This is a genomic window from Coleofasciculus sp. H7-1, from assembly GCF_057473865.1.
Window position 1 is genome coordinate 1 of sequence record NZ_JBYCCT010000083.1, and the last position, 15,845, is coordinate 15,845.

17 protein-coding genes are annotated in these 15,845 nt (G+C 46.3%); 7 read left to right on the forward strand and 10 right to left on the reverse strand.

Going from position 1 to position 15,845, the window contains the following annotated elements; translation table 11 throughout:
* On the reverse strand, nucleotides 1–65 hold a 65-nt coding region (locus AC2VDX_RS23865), incomplete at its 3' end, for an IS1 family transposase (protein ID WP_378172274.1).
* A 139-nt stretch (nucleotides 66–204) separates the two neighbouring features.
* On the opposite strand from AC2VDX_RS23865, the gene fni reads away from it, so the two are divergent.
* From fni to AC2VDX_RS23880, 3 genes are all read left to right on the forward strand, one after another.
* Nucleotides 205–1,278, forward strand: a complete 1,074-nt coding sequence (gene fni, locus AC2VDX_RS23870) for a type 2 isopentenyl-diphosphate Delta-isomerase (RefSeq protein WP_378172116.1) — start codon at nucleotides 205–207, stop codon at nucleotides 1,276–1,278.
* An 89-nt stretch (nucleotides 1,279–1,367) separates the two neighbouring features.
* Nucleotides 1,368–3,182: a signal peptide peptidase SppA gene (gene sppA, locus AC2VDX_RS23875; RefSeq protein ID WP_378172119.1), complete on the forward strand. Its 1,815-nt coding sequence runs from the start codon at nucleotides 1,368–1,370 to the stop codon at nucleotides 3,180–3,182.
* Between the two features lie 110 nt (nucleotides 3,183–3,292).
* Complete coding sequence (locus AC2VDX_RS23880; protein ID WP_378172122.1) at nucleotides 3,293–3,535, forward strand: hypothetical protein; 243 nt, start codon at nucleotides 3,293–3,295, stop codon at nucleotides 3,533–3,535.
* Nucleotides 3,536–3,613: 78 nt separating this feature from the next.
* Here the strand turns inward: AC2VDX_RS23880 and AC2VDX_RS23885 are convergent, their stop codons facing one another.
* The 3 genes from AC2VDX_RS23885 to AC2VDX_RS23895 all read right to left on the reverse strand — a co-directional run bounded on the left by AC2VDX_RS23885 (nucleotide 3,614) and on the right by AC2VDX_RS23895 (nucleotide 6,947).
* A complete protein-coding gene (locus AC2VDX_RS23885) occupies nucleotides 3,614–4,306 on the reverse strand; it encodes a GDYXXLXY domain-containing protein (protein WP_378172124.1) in 693 nt (230 codons plus the stop codon).
* A gap of 15 nt (nucleotides 4,307–4,321) precedes the next feature.
* Entirely contained in the window at nucleotides 4,322–5,815 is a 1,494-nt protein-coding gene (locus AC2VDX_RS23890) for a DUF2157 domain-containing protein (protein ID WP_378172127.1), read from the reverse strand.
* A gap of 727 nt (nucleotides 5,816–6,542) precedes the next feature.
* The gene (locus AC2VDX_RS23895; RefSeq protein ID WP_378172130.1) at nucleotides 6,543–6,947 is read right to left on the reverse strand and encodes a PPC domain-containing DNA-binding protein; all 405 of its coding nucleotides are present in this window, start codon (nucleotides 6,945–6,947) and stop codon (nucleotides 6,543–6,545) included.
* A 137-nt stretch (nucleotides 6,948–7,084) separates the two neighbouring features.
* Here AC2VDX_RS23895 and AC2VDX_RS23900 point away from each other — a divergent pair, with 137 nt between their 5' ends.
* Nucleotides 7,085–9,544: a dynamin family protein gene (locus AC2VDX_RS23900; RefSeq protein WP_378172276.1), complete on the forward strand. Its 2,460-nt coding sequence runs from the start codon at nucleotides 7,085–7,087 to the stop codon at nucleotides 9,542–9,544.
* A 222-nt stretch (nucleotides 9,545–9,766) separates the two neighbouring features.
* Nucleotides 9,767–10,111 (forward strand): KGK domain-containing protein, encoded by a 345-nt coding sequence (locus AC2VDX_RS23905; RefSeq protein WP_378172134.1) that lies wholly within the window; start codon nucleotides 9,767–9,769, stop codon nucleotides 10,109–10,111.
* 93 nt (nucleotides 10,112–10,204) lie between these two features.
* Here the strand turns inward: AC2VDX_RS23905 and AC2VDX_RS23910 are convergent, their stop codons facing one another.
* From AC2VDX_RS23910 to AC2VDX_RS23920, 3 genes are read right to left on the reverse strand one after another with little or no spacing between them, the layout of a single operon-like run.
* The gene (locus tag AC2VDX_RS23910; RefSeq protein ID WP_378172279.1) at nucleotides 10,205–10,459 is read right to left on the reverse strand and encodes a BrnA antitoxin family protein; all 255 of its coding nucleotides are present in this window, start codon (nucleotides 10,457–10,459) and stop codon (nucleotides 10,205–10,207) included.
* A gap of 3 nt (nucleotides 10,460–10,462) precedes the next feature.
* The gene (locus AC2VDX_RS23915; RefSeq protein WP_378172137.1) at nucleotides 10,463–10,693 is read right to left on the reverse strand and encodes a BrnT family toxin; all 231 of its coding nucleotides are present in this window, start codon (nucleotides 10,691–10,693) and stop codon (nucleotides 10,463–10,465) included.
* Between the two features lie 33 nt (nucleotides 10,694–10,726).
* On the reverse strand, nucleotides 10,727–11,020 hold the full coding sequence (locus AC2VDX_RS23920) for a small RNA NsiR4-regulated ssr1528 family protein (protein WP_190410805.1): 294 nt from the start codon (nucleotides 11,018–11,020) through the stop codon (nucleotides 10,727–10,729).
* Nucleotides 11,021–11,053: 33 nt separating this feature from the next.
* On the opposite strand from AC2VDX_RS23920, the gene AC2VDX_RS23925 reads away from it, so the two are divergent.
* Nucleotides 11,054–11,299 (forward strand): HNH endonuclease, encoded by a 246-nt coding sequence (locus AC2VDX_RS23925; protein ID WP_378172141.1) that lies wholly within the window; start codon nucleotides 11,054–11,056, stop codon nucleotides 11,297–11,299.
* A gap of 259 nt (nucleotides 11,300–11,558) precedes the next feature.
* On the opposite strand, the gene AC2VDX_RS23930 is transcribed toward AC2VDX_RS23925, so the two are convergent.
* From AC2VDX_RS23930 to AC2VDX_RS23940, 3 genes are all read right to left on the reverse strand, one after another.
* Nucleotides 11,559–12,521 carry an Npun_F2552 family protein gene (locus tag AC2VDX_RS23930; RefSeq protein ID WP_378172144.1) on the reverse strand — a complete coding sequence of 321 codons (963 nt, stop codon included), beginning with the start codon at nucleotides 12,519–12,521 and terminating at the stop codon, nucleotides 11,559–11,561.
* A gap of 125 nt (nucleotides 12,522–12,646) precedes the next feature.
* Nucleotides 12,647–12,949, reverse strand: a complete 303-nt coding sequence (locus AC2VDX_RS23935) for a hypothetical protein (protein ID WP_378172147.1) — start codon at nucleotides 12,947–12,949, stop codon at nucleotides 12,647–12,649.
* A 170-nt stretch (nucleotides 12,950–13,119) separates the two neighbouring features.
* Complete coding sequence (locus AC2VDX_RS23940) at nucleotides 13,120–14,547, reverse strand: aspartate ammonia-lyase (RefSeq protein WP_378172150.1); 1,428 nt, start codon at nucleotides 14,545–14,547, stop codon at nucleotides 13,120–13,122.
* A gap of 290 nt (nucleotides 14,548–14,837) precedes the next feature.
* Between AC2VDX_RS23940 and AC2VDX_RS23945 the strand changes: the two genes are divergently transcribed.
* The gene (locus AC2VDX_RS23945) at nucleotides 14,838–15,767 is read left to right on the forward strand and encodes a tetratricopeptide repeat protein (protein WP_378172153.1); all 930 of its coding nucleotides are present in this window, start codon (nucleotides 14,838–14,840) and stop codon (nucleotides 15,765–15,767) included.
* The last annotated feature ends 78 nt before the right edge of the window (nucleotides 15,768–15,845 follow it).

A 15,845-nucleotide genomic window follows, 5' to 3' on the forward strand; every position in this document is an offset into this window, starting at 1 on the left:
GAGCGACCGTGTCTCACCACATCATCACTGCTACAATCGGGACACAACACAGGTTCTAATATCATTGGTCAGGACAGGAAAGACAACTCCTCTCATTCTCTCATTTCCACACGTCTAGAACATTGCCCAGTCTCCCTGGTGTGTTGGTGGGAGAATCGAAATTGTTAATAAACCAGTCTCTTGCAGATTTGTCAGGCACTGTCTATGCAGAACGTTGGAGATAGTAGATTGATTAATCAACCCGCCGTTACCAGAGAAACTCAGACGCGAAAGGCAGATCATCTAAGAATTTGTCTCGATGAGGATGTACAATTTCACTCCACGACGAATGGGTTGGAAGGCTACCGCTTTACTCACTGTTGTTTGCCGGAGTTAGATCAAAGTGAAGTTGATATATCAACAACATTTTTGGGAAAACAGCTTGGTGCGCCTTTGCTGATTTCTTCGATGACGGGGGGAACGGAACTGGCGAAGACGATTAATTATCGTCTAGCCGCTGCGGCGCAACGCTATAAACTGGCGATGGGCGTGGGTTCCCAGCGGGTGGCGGTAGAGAATCCCCAGGTTGCTTCAACTTTCGCCGTGCGATCGCTTGCTCCCGATATTGCCCTATTTGCTAACTTGGGCGCGGTGCAACTTAACTATACATACGGCATTGATGAGTGTCTGCGCTCAATTGACTTGCTAGAGGCAGACGCCCTGATTTTGCATCTCAATGCCTTGCAAGAGTGCATTCAACCCAGAGGCGACACCAATTTTCGAGGCTTGCTTGACAAAATTAAAATTTTATGCCATAAGTTACCAGTACCAGTGATTGTCAAAGAGGTGGGAAATGGCATCTCAGCTGCGATCGCGCAGAAGTTGATTGATGCGGGTGTGAGCGCCATTGACGTTGCCGGTGCCGGTGGGACATCATGGGCAAAGGTGGAGAGTGAACGGGCTGAAAATGCCCAACAGCGCCGTTTAGGATTAACATTTGCTGATTGGGGTTTGCCCACAGCAGAATGCATTACCAGTATTCGAGCCATTGCCCCAAATATTCCCTTGATTGCTTCCGGGGGATTACGCAACGGTCTAGAAGTGGCAAAAGCGATCGCGCTTGGAGCCGATCTCGCGGGTCTGGCGTGGCCCTTTCTCCAAGCAGCCGTGGAATCGGAAGACGCTCTTGATGCTTTAGTTGAAGTGTTAGTCGCTGAAATCACCACTGTATTATTCTGCACCGGCAATCCCACTTTGTCTGCTCTGAAACAGTCTGGCGCTTTGCAACCATTACGATAAATGTGTTGGGAATGGGAAAGTCATGAGTGAATTCAAAACTCAAAACTTTTACCCATTACCTTTTTCCCCATTACCCTAACCCCAGCCTAATGCGTAGTTTCCTAAAACAAACCTTTGCTAGCTTGCTTGGAAGCCTATTCGGACTCATCCTATTTTTTGGTTTGGGAACGACCGGGCTAATCTTGTTATTGATTGCGGTGGCATCTAAAGATACAGGACCGAAAGTTGAGGATAAATCGGTACTGGTGATCGATCAGTCGTTGACGATTACCGATAGCGATCCGATATCCAGCACCAGCGAGGCAATCGGCGAAGCTTTATCTGGTGAGGAAAATAATAGCGTGCGGCTGCGAACGGTTTTGGATGCCATTGAGCAGGCAACCAAGGATAAGCGGATTGTGGGCGTATATTTAGACGGCAGCGGTTCCTCTAGTTCTAGCACCGGCTTTGCCACGCTGAGGGAAATGCGTTCGGCGCTGGAGAAATTCCGCAAGTCTGGGAAAAAGATTGTTGCCTACAACATGGATTTGGGGAAACGGGAATATTATTTAAGCTCAGTGGCAGACACCATTGTGATGAACCCGCTGGGGACAATCGAAATGAACGGTCTGCGTTCTGAATCTATGTTCCTGACAGGAGCCTTGCAGAAATACGGGGTTGGGGTTCAGGTCATCCGGGTGGGGAAATATAAGTCAGCGGTAGAACCGTATGTACTCACTAAACTGAGTCCAGAGAACCGACAACAAACTCAGAATTTGTTGGGAGATTTGTGGGGAGACTTTCTGACAACGGTGAGCCAGAGTCGAAAATTAAACCCGAAACAGCTACAGGCGATCGCAGATACTCAAGGGGTGTTAACCGCACCAGATGCTAAAAAGCGCGGCTTTGTGGATCGGGTGGCGTATCTAGATCAGGTGGTGGCAGACCTGAAACAACTGACTGGCAGGACAGAAGAGAATAAATCATTTCGTCAAATTAGCCTCGCCACTTACGCCAAAGCAACTCAAACTGAGGGTAAAAATCGCACTTCTGACAACAAAATTGCCCTACTTTACGCCGAAGGTGAAATAGTGGACGGCGAAGGTGGCTCCCGGCAAGTGGGAGGCGATCGCTTTGCCAGACAGCTGCGACGGCTGCGACTCGATAAAGATGTGAAGGCAGTCGTGCTGCGGGTGAATAGTCCCGGCGGCAGCGCCTCGGCGTCTGAGGTGATTCAGCGAGAGGTGCGGCTCACTCGTCAGGTGAAGCCAGTCATCGTTTCTATGGGCGATGTGGCAGCATCCGGTGGCTACTGGATTTCTACCTATGCCAACCAGATTTACGCCGAACCAAATACCATCACTGGCTCGATTGGGGTATTTGGGATGCTGCTCAATTTCCAAAAGCTGGCTAATAATAATGGCATCACCTGGGATGTCGTCAAAACTTCCAAATTTGCTGACAGCAACACGGTTTCTCGTCCCAAAACGCCTCAAGAGTTAGCGATTTATCAGCGATTTGTCAACCAGATTTACGGTCAGTTCCTCACCAAAGTTGCGGATTCTCGAAAACTCTCAAAGCAGAAAGTCGCTGAGATTGCCCAAGGACGAGTGTGGTCGGGTCAAGATGCCAAGCAACTGGGACTGGTTGATGAGATTGGCGGCATTGATGATGCGATCAAATCTGCTGCCGTTACCGCTAAACTGGGTGAAAATTGGGAGCTGGAAGAGTACCCCAAAGTTCGCAGTCTGGAACAACGCATTTTGAAACAGTTTGCGGGTGGCGAAAATGCCCAAATCAAGAAACCAGCCGATCTGCTGAGTGCAGAACTCCTCAAGTTACAAGAGGAATTGACAACTCTCAAAACAATGAACGATCCCAGAGGTATCTACGCCCGTTTGCCTTATAATTTGCGAATTGATTAGTGCAACGTCCGGAATAGGTAGTTGAAAATGTGGAATATACGGTAACAGTCTGCCGATAGGTAGAGTAGACTGAACGAAATAGCCTACCAAAAAATTAAAAGCATCTATCTATGGATAGAAAATCTAACCGCTTTGTCCTGCTCTTGGTTTCTTGTAGTGCTGCTGGCATCCTTGTGGGAGGCGTCTCCAATTGGATAGATAGTCATCAGTGTCTGCAAGCCACAACTCCTACCAATGAATGCTTGATGCAAGACCCCACGAGCCGAACAATTCAAGGAATGTGTATGGGTTTGATAGCAGGAGCAGGAGCAGCACTGGGTGCTACTTTGCAGCTAAAGCGGCAAGAAAATTAGGAAGTTTGTTCTTGGTAATGGAAGTATCGCTAATTGATAAGAGATATCGAACAATTAGCCATACTTTCATTCGCTTACTTAAAATTGATAATGGCGATCGCTTACCCAGAAGCTAATCGGTACTGCACGACCTTGGGCATCCACCTTCGCTTCCACCACGATTGCTTGCCGTTTTCTGCCCCATTGGGCTTGATTAATATCCTGGTTAATTTCATCCCGCTGTGCTTCTGGCATATAGTAGCTTTCTAAGCCGTAATCGATGGAGTTACCGCTAGATTTGCCCTTTAAAGCTATCTGATTCGCAGGCAAAGATTTGGGCATCTTGCTACTTACCCGCACGGGTTTCCAAGCTTGGGGAGAATTGGTTTTAGCAGCAGCAGGCGCTGCTAAAATCACGTAGAAGCGAATTCCGGTCGGTAAAGAATTTAAGGGCGGTACGGACGGCGGCAAATCGGTCGCTTTTGCTTCGAGGTGTTGTTTCACTAACGCTTTCCAACCCGGAAGCGATCGCAAATTCTCTTGACGAGAGATGTTATAGCTTAGCGTCTGCGAATAGCCACGCAAGAAGTCGTAAGGGTCTACGGGAACCGTCTTGAGAACGACCGTTTTCCCTGTGAGGGTAGTATAAAGTGGCTGGGCAGGTGCGGCAAGAACAATCGCCGTTTGCAACAGGAGAGGCACCCAGAGTCTCCAGGCAGGCAATCGCTTTGGAAGTCGATGCTGCTCTATGAGTGTAGAATCTATTGAAGATGATTGAGAAGTTTGGCTCATTAAAAATCCTCTGATTCAATTTTTAATTTCCAGCGTGCGGACATAGCGCTCGAACCAAAGCCCGATAGCGATCGCCGTGACACCGCACAGAATAAACAGCAGGGATTTGAAGACTAATCCCGTCGCAGACAGCACAAACCAGGTCAGAATTCGCAGAATTAATAGCATCATGCCCCCCCAGAAGGCGCTGCGTTCTGCTTGTGCTAGCCCTTCGCGCATCAACCCCGCCGCCAACAAGAACAACAGCACATTGCCAATAAAAGTGGCAAGCAGGGGAATTGGCTGGACGGTGAGATGCCAAACAGGTATCCCCGCCATGAAGCAGATGAAGACACCGATGGCAATTGTGGTCAGAATTTCCTCCCGACGAGTGCGAGGGCTTCTGGAAAGCCACACCAGACGCAACCACGCAAAGATTGCCAAACCACTCAAAATCAATACATCCACGAGGGGAAACCAGGTGACTCTCGCGGATTGCTCCGCAGAAGACATTTTGAATAAAACACCCCAGAACCAAAGCGAGGACGACAGATAAAGTACGACGCCTAGGAATACCAGCGCCAAACGACGGGCGAGGGGTCTAAAGGAACCTCCCCAGCTTCCCCCTTGCCAAGAGGCGGCTGGGGGGATTTGGTGGTTTGGCTTTGGAACCCGATTTAAGTCACTGTAGACCCACAGGGAGTCATCATAGCCCCACAACAGCGCGGGGGGCAGTGCCAACGCGATCGCTAATACTAAACCTGTAGATTTCAGGGAAAATAGATTAAATAGTCCTAAGCTGAGCGGTCGGAGGTTGGCTTCCAAGGAAGAAATGACTGCGATCGCTCCCAGTCCAAAAATAACCCGCGAACGACACCAGTATGCCAGCGGCACAAACATCAAGCTTGCCAACAGCGGCATATGTTGTCCCATCTGGGATGACCAAGAAAACTCCTCATAATAGTAGGAATTTGACCAGCTTGCTCCTTCCCAGTTCCACCAAAAACTCCAGTAACCCAACCCGATAATGATAATCGCCAGCACGCTCAAGGAAGTCAAACGCAGGCTGTAAGCCATTGCTAGCACACCTACTCCCCAAGCTAGTAATAACTCATAGAAGGAGCTACTGATGTGAAACATCTGACCCATCAGCCCCATATTCGCCCCTAAAATTATTGCTCCTAACAGCAAGAATCCATGACCGAGACGCTGTTGCGCCCCATTCGGACGCCGCCACAGATAAAAACCAGCAGTATTTACCCCGATAAACAAACTCAGTAGCAGCGTCACCTTGCCATTTCGCGGCAACTCCTGCCAGTTCGCAGCCACAAAACTAATTGTCCCCAACCCGATGAGGATACTCCCCAAGCCTAACAAGATCATCACAAAGCGATCGCGGGCAGCAGTCTCCAGGCTATTAAATTGATAACGCTCTGATAACTGTTCGTATAGTTGAGCATCAATCAGCCCCTCAGTTCGCCAAAGATTTGCTTCCTGACGTAACTGACGGCGAAATTTATCTGAAACCATAACCCTCAATTACAATCCGCTCTGTAATCTGACTTTCCTAACTATAAACTTAGTTTTAACGCCCTCCCATCATTCAATTCAAGGGGATGTGACAGTTAGATTTACTATCTACAGATGGAAAAACCTTCTAATTTCCTACTTAAACTCAGTCGGCGTCTATTCGATGACTCAGGCGAACAAGCAAAATTTGTTAAAGCCTTAATTCATCCTTAACCTTTTCCTATTTGCATTCTTTGGTGTCAGGAAAAACTTTAGCTCTAGAACTACTTATTTTCAATGAGGTCATCAGTAATTGGGTGAGGTACACCTGTAAGGGCTTTCGCATTCTTGCAGATAAACTCTCGGTTGAATGGCACTGAAATAAGCCAAAATTCCGTAGGCTGGGCCCTTGGAACGAAACCCAGCAACCTCTATAGGAAGTTGGGTTTCACTATCGTACCGCTTCCTTCGTACCGCTACGCGGAAGCAAGCTACAACCATTCCCTACAGCTTAAGTCAGTGCCATTCAACTCTCGGTTAATCCAATATTTTAAACAAGAATGCTTCGCCCCTACTCACTCACAACCCTAATTGCTGTATTTCATCCAAATGAGAAACGTTATAGCTCACCCAGTATTTAAAAATAAAATTTAAACGCAGAGGAATAGAGGTAGCCATTCTTTGCGTACCGAAAGCGTAAACCTTTGCTTCCTTTGCGTTAAAAAACTTAAAGCTGAGTAGCAGATGCTTAATAACTGGTAGTTGATAAAATTTCTAACTCTTTATATCCAGTCTGCTCGTCAATTGTTCTTAAAAAAGTGAATTCTTCGCTAGCTCCGATGACAATTTCGGCGGTTGTATAGATAATACAGCCTTCCATTAAATGTCCACCAATAGTTTTGCCTTCCTTATTAGCGATCGCAATATGCAGGTGGATGCCGGTAGTTGCCAGGGTACCATTGAGAGAAAGAATTTCAAAGTTATCGTTAAAAGCTGTACTATACCTGTGATTTGCCAAGCGAATAATTGCCTTTTTTAAACTACCAATTCCGGTTAAGATAAAGCCAGCTTGAATATTTTGCTGAGTTGCAAAATCTTGTAAACTTAGTTTTAAATCTTGCTGTGGCTTGAGTCGAATAGCAAATACTTTCATTAATTAAAGACTGGTAAATATACTGGTATTACTGGGCTAATTACTAATTATATCGGTAATTCCACGATACCCGTCATGAATTGCCATTCCTAAGATATGCGTAAAGGCTTCTACTTTATATTAATAGGATGCAAACTGTGCCTGAATTGCCACCTCAGTGTCAAAATCTGAAAGAACAGGTCGAGACTATACTACAACTGTTGCATCAGGAGCCGTCTCTGCGATCGCAAGATGTTACACCCGTGCAGACATCCCTTGGTAAAGCGATTTCTCCTAAGTTTGAGATTGTGTTTGCTGGGGCATTTAGTGCGGGTAAATCTATGCTAATTAACGCTCTGTTAGAGCGGGAATTGCTTTACAGTGCAGAGGGACACGCTACAGGCACGGAATGTTATATCGAGTATGCCGAACCCGATAAAGAACGAGTGGTGCTGACATTTCTGAGTGAGGTGGAAATTCGGGAACAGGCAAGTGCGCTGTCTCAGCTGCTGGGATTAGGGACAGCTAGTAATATTAATCAGCCTGAAGTGATTCAATTGCTACGCGATGGATGCACAGCGATTATCGAGATCGAGGGTGGAGAAAGTAAATCAGAAAGAGCAAAACAAGCGAATGCGCTGATGTTGTTGCTGGAGGGATTCGTAGCAAATCGCGATCGCATCCAAACTGTCAGCAATGCTACATATCCTATGGAGCAGTTTAACTTCTCCAATCTCCAACAAGCAGCAGATTACGCTCGTCGCGGCAAAAATAGTGCAGTTTTGAAGCGGATTGAATATCACTGCAACCATCCCCTCTTGAAAGATGGCAACATAATCGTCGATACGCCGGGGATTGATGCGCCAGTTGAGCGAGATGCTCAGCTAACTTACGACAAGATTAAGCACCCCGACACCTCAGCCGTGGCTTGCATCCTCAAGTATGCCAAAGATGGGGACATGACGAAGGAAGAAACGGAACTCCTAGAAACGATGCGGGGGAATCCGGGAATACGCGATCGCGTGTTCTATGTCTTCAACTACATTGATATCACTTGGTTCAAGCCAGAACTGCGGCGACGGTTGGATAATTTGATTAGTTCGCAGTTTCAGCCTCCCACCCGGTTTTATAAAACCAGTGGGTTACTAGGATTTTATGGTAGCCTGCTGAGAGTTGCAGGCGATCGCAATAATCTCTGGGGGTTAGATACCTTCTTAGCAGGTGCAGAAGAACCTCACCCCTTTGTTAGCGAGTTTAATAATTACTGTGCCAACTCTGGCAAGCTGTCTTCAACTCAGTTCCGGACAGAAGTTCGTGGTTGGGAATCACCAAATCAAAACTATGTACGGATTCTCAACGAATGGGGTAAGCCACTCATAGAGCAGCTAATTAAAGATAGCGGGATTGAGGAATTTCGCACTGCTATCACCGACTATCTGACTAAAGAGAAGCGTCCTCAACTGTTTAAAAATCTGGCTGACGATCTCGAAGACGTGTGCATTAGCCTAAAGAAATATTACCAATCTGCACTGCGCGATTTGGATAGCCAACCCCGCGAAATTGAGGCAATGAAGACGCAGGAATTACAACGCCTCAACCAGCAGTTACAGCAAATTGGTCAAGAATTTCACCAACATATCACAGAAGAATTAAATCAGGTTGTGACAGGTCAATCTAGTGCTTTCGAGGGAGATTTTCGCCAACTACAATCTCGGATGGTTCGTCGTTTAGATGAGTTGCTGGATACTTTCTCGGTTGCAGATGCTTATAGTCGCGCCATCCTTAGCCATCCCCGCAATTCTACAGCACCTTTGATTGCCGTTTTAGTTGAGGCGCTTTATTACTTGGCGAATCAACTAGAGGATATCTTGAAAGAGTCTTGTCAGGAAGTAGTTACCAACCTATTCCAGTGTTTAATTGAACGAGTTCGGAAATCTGAATACTATCGGCAACTGTATCGTTTGCTAGGCAATGATGGCGGGATTGAGCAAAAGTTAAAAGAGATAGAAAAACAGATTCATCATGCTTTAAAGAATGCAGCGAGTGACGAATGCAATCGTTATGTCCGCGAAAGTCCTAAGTTTTACGATGAAGACACATTTTCCATTTATCAATTCCGACAAACCTTATCGCAAACTTCTCAAAGCTACGGTTGTGAAAGCATGATAGCAGCAGAACCGGCAATTCGTCAGTTGTTGAAGTTAGATTTTGAGCCAAAAGTTAAAGCAACAATTAGTAGCGGTTTTCCAGCAACCGTTAATCAAACTCTCACTACTAATTTATTGCCAATGGCAGCGCATCAAGCTGATGAAATATTACAGCAATACACTCAGGCTCGTGCTTATTTAGAGCAAACGCTAGAACAAGAAGCTGAGGAGAAAATTGCTAATAATCGTCGGCTCCAAAGTACAGTTGAGCAAAAAATTGCTGCTTACAACTTTGCGGTTGAAAGTATCAACGGTTGTTTGCAGGCGATAGGATTGTATGATCGTCAACTGCCTGTAATTGCTCAATCTGACGTTATCCCAGTTTCGCCTAATCCAGAAACTTTCAATGGCAGTACAAATGATAACGATGTTGTTAACTCATCTAAAGTAACAGACGCTGTGAACCTTTAAAGTTAAGGCATAGATATCTTGGTAATTGTGCCAGGATATTCAGATTACATCTGTTAGTCCGTTTCAACGGACTTTCGCTATTAGCCTTGAACTTGAGTTCAAGGCGGGATGGCAGGAAAGGCGATCAACCGCCAGGGAATTAATTCCCACAGCGAGTAGCTAAAGTCGGCTTAAGCCGACTGAAGAATTGTTCAAAACAAAACTTTAAGGACGAAAATTGATATGGAAGAGAATTCATATCTGCAAAACTGTGGTAACGATGATGTTTTGTCATTCAACGATACTTTATTTAAGGTAGGTAAAATTAGGTATGCAGTGAAGCTTGCATTTACAGAACCAAGATATGTACCAGATATTTTATATGTTGCTTTACAGCAAAACGGAATCCAAATAAATCCAAAATTTTGGTTAAATAATGGTGTAGATTGTGAAGTTTTAAAGTTGGGTGCTAAAAGCTGGCAAAAAGGCAAATTTAGAATCAGAGTAAATGTAGAGTTTATTCCTGATGAATTAGAAATCCCCCAAACCGAGTCGCCGCTTGACGATCTTCGTAAGATGATTAACTAAGAAAACAGCACTATAATTCATCAGCAAAAACCCTGGATGAATATAATTCCAGGGGGAGAAGCAGGATTTTAGCACTACCTATGAATGCTTGTCTCATCGGAGGTTGTGTAACTCCTCTCGCAACACGCGGCGCAAAATTTGTTCTAATGATTCTTCGCGGTGCTGAATGTATTCGCGTAGTGCTTTATTAATCAAACTTTGATAATTTCCTCCACCTACTGCGTGTACTTGGCTGCGGAACCATTCTAGAATGTCATCATCAAGTCGAATGGTAATGCGGGTTTTGCCAGGTGAAGTTGGATCGATGGCACCCTGCTTGCCTTGGCTGAAATCGTACTCTGGTTTCATCATTTATTCCTCGTACATTTTACGTTTACTTTTGGTTGTTTTACGTGCTGAGATAATCGGAATTTTTTCCTCCCGATATGTGTAAACCACGACGAGAATTTGTCCTAAACCATTCATGCCAATTGTGACAAACCGTTCTTCATCAGGATGATCGTCGAAAATAGTAATCGCTTGTATTTGATGGCAGCTATCCTTGTGTATCAAATTCCTAAACAAAACCCCCTGGAGTTGCATTCCTCCAGGGGATAAAGATTACAGTTGCTGATCCTATTTACCGCTATAGTAAAAAGCGATTTCTTTTTCTTTCAGCGGCGCAAAGTCGGCGTCGATTAGCATCTGGTTGAGTTCTTCCTGGGGAATATGCTTAGCACCGATGCGAACAATTCTAGAACGCATGGTATTGGATACGCCGCTGCGCTGCCGCCCAGCTTCCAGCCCCATTACTTTTGTGTATAATTCTAGTTTGGGTGTTGGAATCGGGGAACCGTCAAAATCAATTCCCTGCGCGATCGCTACATCAATCGCATCAGCACCTGTAGTTGTTTGATTGTCTGGATTCATTGCAGCGTGGGATCGTGTTTACAAGAGCATTTTATGACTAAAACGCCCAGAATTCGCATCCCGCCAGAAGTCAGGAAGTATGTGTTTGAGCGCGATCGCTATCAGTGCCAAAGTTGTGGCAAAATGGCGCTAGAAGCAAACCTCACGATTGACCACATCATACCGCTCTCTCGTGGCGGTTCCAATGACATCAGCAATCTGCACACCCTCTGTCTCCCTTGTAACCAGCGCAAAACCAACCATTTAGATCCTCGGTTCCGGCGTTATTTCGATCTTTAACCCGGAAAACACACCCGATCCCTTTTTGAAGAATATACTTTCCGTGCCGCCAAGAGTTTTCAGTTGGTAGGCAGAAAAAAACCGCCTCTAGCATGAGTCAGGGCGGTCTTCCTAAGCAATCGGAGGGTAGATAATAGATTACGCTGATGATTTTGTATCTTACTGTAACAGAATTTACCGAATCTGCCTCAAAATTGTTTATTTGATGGCTTTCCAAACCCAGTTTCTATAGAAACCGAGTTTTTTTATTAGCAAACTCTTATCGTCCTGCGTAGGCGTTCATTGGTTCCTTGATAAACCGGATATAAAGATGCCTGAACGTAGACTTAATCACGCGAGGCATGGCAAAGTCGATAGGCATCATGTTAGTAGGCAGTTGCCAATCCAGCACCTTTAGATTCTCCGGATGCAGTTGGGGAAAGTCAATTTTCTCCAGATTTGTGCAAAGTCCTAACCTCATGGAAGCCGCCACAGTAGGGACGTTGAGAGGATCTACATTGAGGATTTCTACAATCGCACGATCTAGGGCAAACACATCAGCCGATGCCGCTAAAATGCCTAAGAAGCGAGGTTCGCCACCGCTGGGGCCGTTACCTTCATGCCCGATAATTCCATCTAAAATCGTTAGGGTGGGATTAATTGCCCTTGCGGTTTCTACTAACATTTCCCCAAATCGGACGCTATCTTTCCCCGCTTCCATGTGCCACCAGGCTTTCATTTTTCCCGGTACGCAGCCGAATAAATTTTTGACGCCCATTGTCATCGTTAGCTGACAGTGGGATTTCAATTTAGGCAGGTTTATTACCACATCTGCATCCATTGCTTCTTTGCACAGCAACAGATGGTTGAATCCTTCGCTAACGGTTTGGTAACGCTTCCCTGTAAATTCCACTAGCGGCAGATTGAGTTCTTCCATGAGGGGAAGATAACCATTTGCCTTTGCCACACCCATTGCACTGCCAAACGCGGGACTATCCCCCAGGAAAGGCTTGCCACCCGCTTCTTGTACCAGTTTGGCAACACAGTGAACCAGTTCGGGACGGGTGACGCATTCTTGACTCGGATGCCCGCCAGTGAGTAAATTGGGCTTGAGGAGAACGCGATCGCCTGCTTTTACAAAAACTTTGATTCCTCCCAACGGTTCCAGCAAACTTTCCACGGATTCTCGCAATAATTGCCGATCGTAGGAATTAGCGCGAATTAAACTAACGGAAGGTTTCATGATTCTGAATTTGGGATTTAGGATTGAGCCAATACAAGAATTTTGAACTTTCAATTAAAGCGAGAATTGCCAGTCTCCAATTCTCTATGAAGACCTGGCAATTTTCAATCTAAAATCTCAACTCGTCAGCGATTGCTGCCACGAGTCAGGGCAGTTACCCGCTGGACATTCGAGAAGACATCTTCTCCCTGGAGGTGAGGAATCGGGGGCTTCACCTCAACTTTGATAATATTGGAGGTGTTAATAAAAACTGTTTCTTCAGCTAAATGGAGAATCCACCAGGATTTATCTAAAAGCCGACGGACTTCTTGCCGAATTTCCTGCTTCGTTTCTAAGCCTTCCTCTACTGACTCATAGATAGTAAAGGATTCTGTGTGACCATCAATATAGTGAAAAGTCAACTGGGTCAAACCATCATGACTATGCATCGAAAGAGACTCCTGGTTAGAAAGTAGAGACGCGATTTATCGCGTCTGATTTATCGCGTCTGATTTATCGCGTCTGATTTATCGCGTCTGATTTATCGCGTCTGATTTATCGCGTCTGAGTTTTGAATGATTAACTCTGGACTTTTAGATAGATGCAAATTTTGGTGTATCTACAACTCCGGACGCTGCACTCCTGACATGGCACTCATTTCCTCTAAGTCTAAGACCTTGGCTAGTTCTTCGGAACTCATCAAACCTCGTTCTAGGACAATTTGCCGCAAGGATTTGCCAGTTTCTAGAGATTCTTTGGCAACAGCAGCCGCATTCAGATAGCCGATGTGGGGATTGAGGGCGGTGACGAGGGCGAGGCTTCCTTCTGCATAGGCAAGGCAGCGATCGCGGTTGGCGGTAATTCCCTCCAAACAACGCTGCGTCAGTGCGCTTAAGGTATTGCCCAAAATTTCAATACTGTGAATCAAGTTATAGGCAATCAGCGGCATCATCACATTTAACTCTAACTGTCCCGCTTGGGCGGCTAAAGCGATCGCATTGTCGTACCCCATCACCTGAAAACACACCATCGAAGTCATTTCTGCCATCACCGGGTTATATTTCCCTGGCATAATCGACGATCCAGGCTGTACTGGCGGTAGCTGAATTTCCTTTAAACCTGTTTTTGGTCCGGAATCCATCAGCCGTAAGTCATGGGATATCTTGACGCAATCCTGGGCTAAGTTCCGCAGGCTACCGGAAACGCTGACAAAAGGTGCCATACTCTGCATTGCCGCCATCAGATGAGGGGCTGGGCGCAAGGGTTGATCGATTAATTCTGATAATAATTGGGCAACGCGATCGCCATATTGGGGATGGGTATTTAACCCAGTTCCCGCCGCACTTCCACCCAAACCCAGCGCCATTAAATCTTCAGACGCCCTCTCGATGCGAATCATGTGTTCTGCGAGAATTTGCCCCCAAGCGCGGAAGTTTTCGCCCAGTCGCACGGGTACGGCGTCTTGCAGATGGGTTCTTCCAGATTTGACAATATCCTGAAATTCCTCAGCTTTGTTATCTAAAGCAGCGATCGCATCGGATAAGGCTGGGTATAGCGTCCTCTCCAGCGCCACCAGCGCCCCAATCCGAATCGCCGTGGGAATTACATCGTTAGTAGATTGACCGTAATTGACATGATCGTTGGGGCTGACGCGCTGGTAATTGCCCTTTTTATCCCCCAGCAGTTCCAGCGCCCGATTCGCCAGCACTTCATTGATATTCATGTGGTGCGAAGTCCCCGCACCCGCCTGGTAGACATCCACGACAAACTGATCGCGGAACTTCCCGGCAAGCACTTCATCCGCCGCCTGAACAATCACCTGACTGATTTCTTTGGGAATGCAGCCAAGTTCCCCATTGGCGATCGCTGCGGCTTTCTTAATCAGCACGCAGGCATCGACATAAGTGGGCAACGGCTTAATTCCACTAATCGGGAAATTTTCCATCGCCCGCAGCGTCTGAATACCGTAGTAAACGTTATCCAAGATTTGGCGATCGCCCATTGAGTCGCGTTCGATGCGGTAGGTTTCACCTATCTGTTGAGTCATGTTAGTTGTCCTTTTAGCTGAAATCATCCCATGTCTAGCCGGGGGATTTGAGGAGTCAGTCTCAAGATTTGGCAGTAAAATTCTTTTCCAGCAGGGATTACGCTATACCGCCGCCCCAGAAATTTTACATTGCCCACAGCGGCTGAATGTCTTACCCAGACTTCATCTGGAACTTATTGTTCTTGCTTTGAATCTATTTTAGGAAGGGATTTGCCGTCTTGATGTTGAGTTATGTTAGTGTTTTGGGAATCTTAAACATAAGATCCTCCTAAAGCAAGATGCAAGATTTTATGGGTCAAACTATTACTCTCGAAGCAGAATTCTTTTTCCAACAAGGACTACGCCAGCTTCAGTCGGCAAAATATGAAGCGGCGATCGCTTGTTTAGACAGCGCCCTCAAGTGCGAACCCCATTACCCCGATGCCCTATCGCAACGGGGTTTCGCCCTAGGGAATTTAGGTCGCCACGAGGAAGCGATCGCCAGCTTCGACTACGCCTTGTCAATTCAACCCGATGCTTCTTGGGTTTGGTTCAACCGGGGCATTGCGCTGGGGAAATTAGGTCGCTACGAACAGGCGCTCAACAGCTTTGATCGCGCCATTGAATTTAACCCGGATGCTGCCGCTGCTTGGCACAACCGGGGCATTACCTTGATTGACTGGGGTTTCTATGAAAAAGCGGTCGCCAGCTTTGACCGCACCCTGAAGCTGCGCCCAGACGCCTACTGGGCATGGTACAACCGAGGCAATGCTCTTGCCCAACTCAATCATTACGAACAGGCAATTCACAGCTATGACCGAGCGATTGAGTTTAAACCAGATTCCGGCAATGCTTGGTATAACCGGGGCATTACCCTAAATGACTGGGGTCTTTATGAAAAGGCAATTTCCAGCTTCCAGAGAAGTCTGGAAATTAATTCGGAATACTACAAAGCTTGGTTCAGCCAAGCCATTGCTCTAGGGAAATTAGGTCGCTACGAAGAAGCGATCGCTGCTTGCGATAAAGCGTTAGAACTTCAGTTTGACTACCCCACCGCCTGGTATAACAAAGCTTGCTACTATGCCTTGCTGGGCAATGTCGAGCAGACAGTCCACAACTTGCAACAAGCGATTCATCTGAGTGCAGAAAAATATTGGGAAATGGCGAAATACGACTCAGATTTTGACGCGATTCGCGGTCAGGATTTGTTTGAGGCGCTGCTGGAAGCACCAAAGTTTTGATCCAGTTTTATTGCTCATTCCCCTTCCATGTAGGGTTGGAGATAGGGGAGCATCCCGATGACAGCAAATATACGCCCA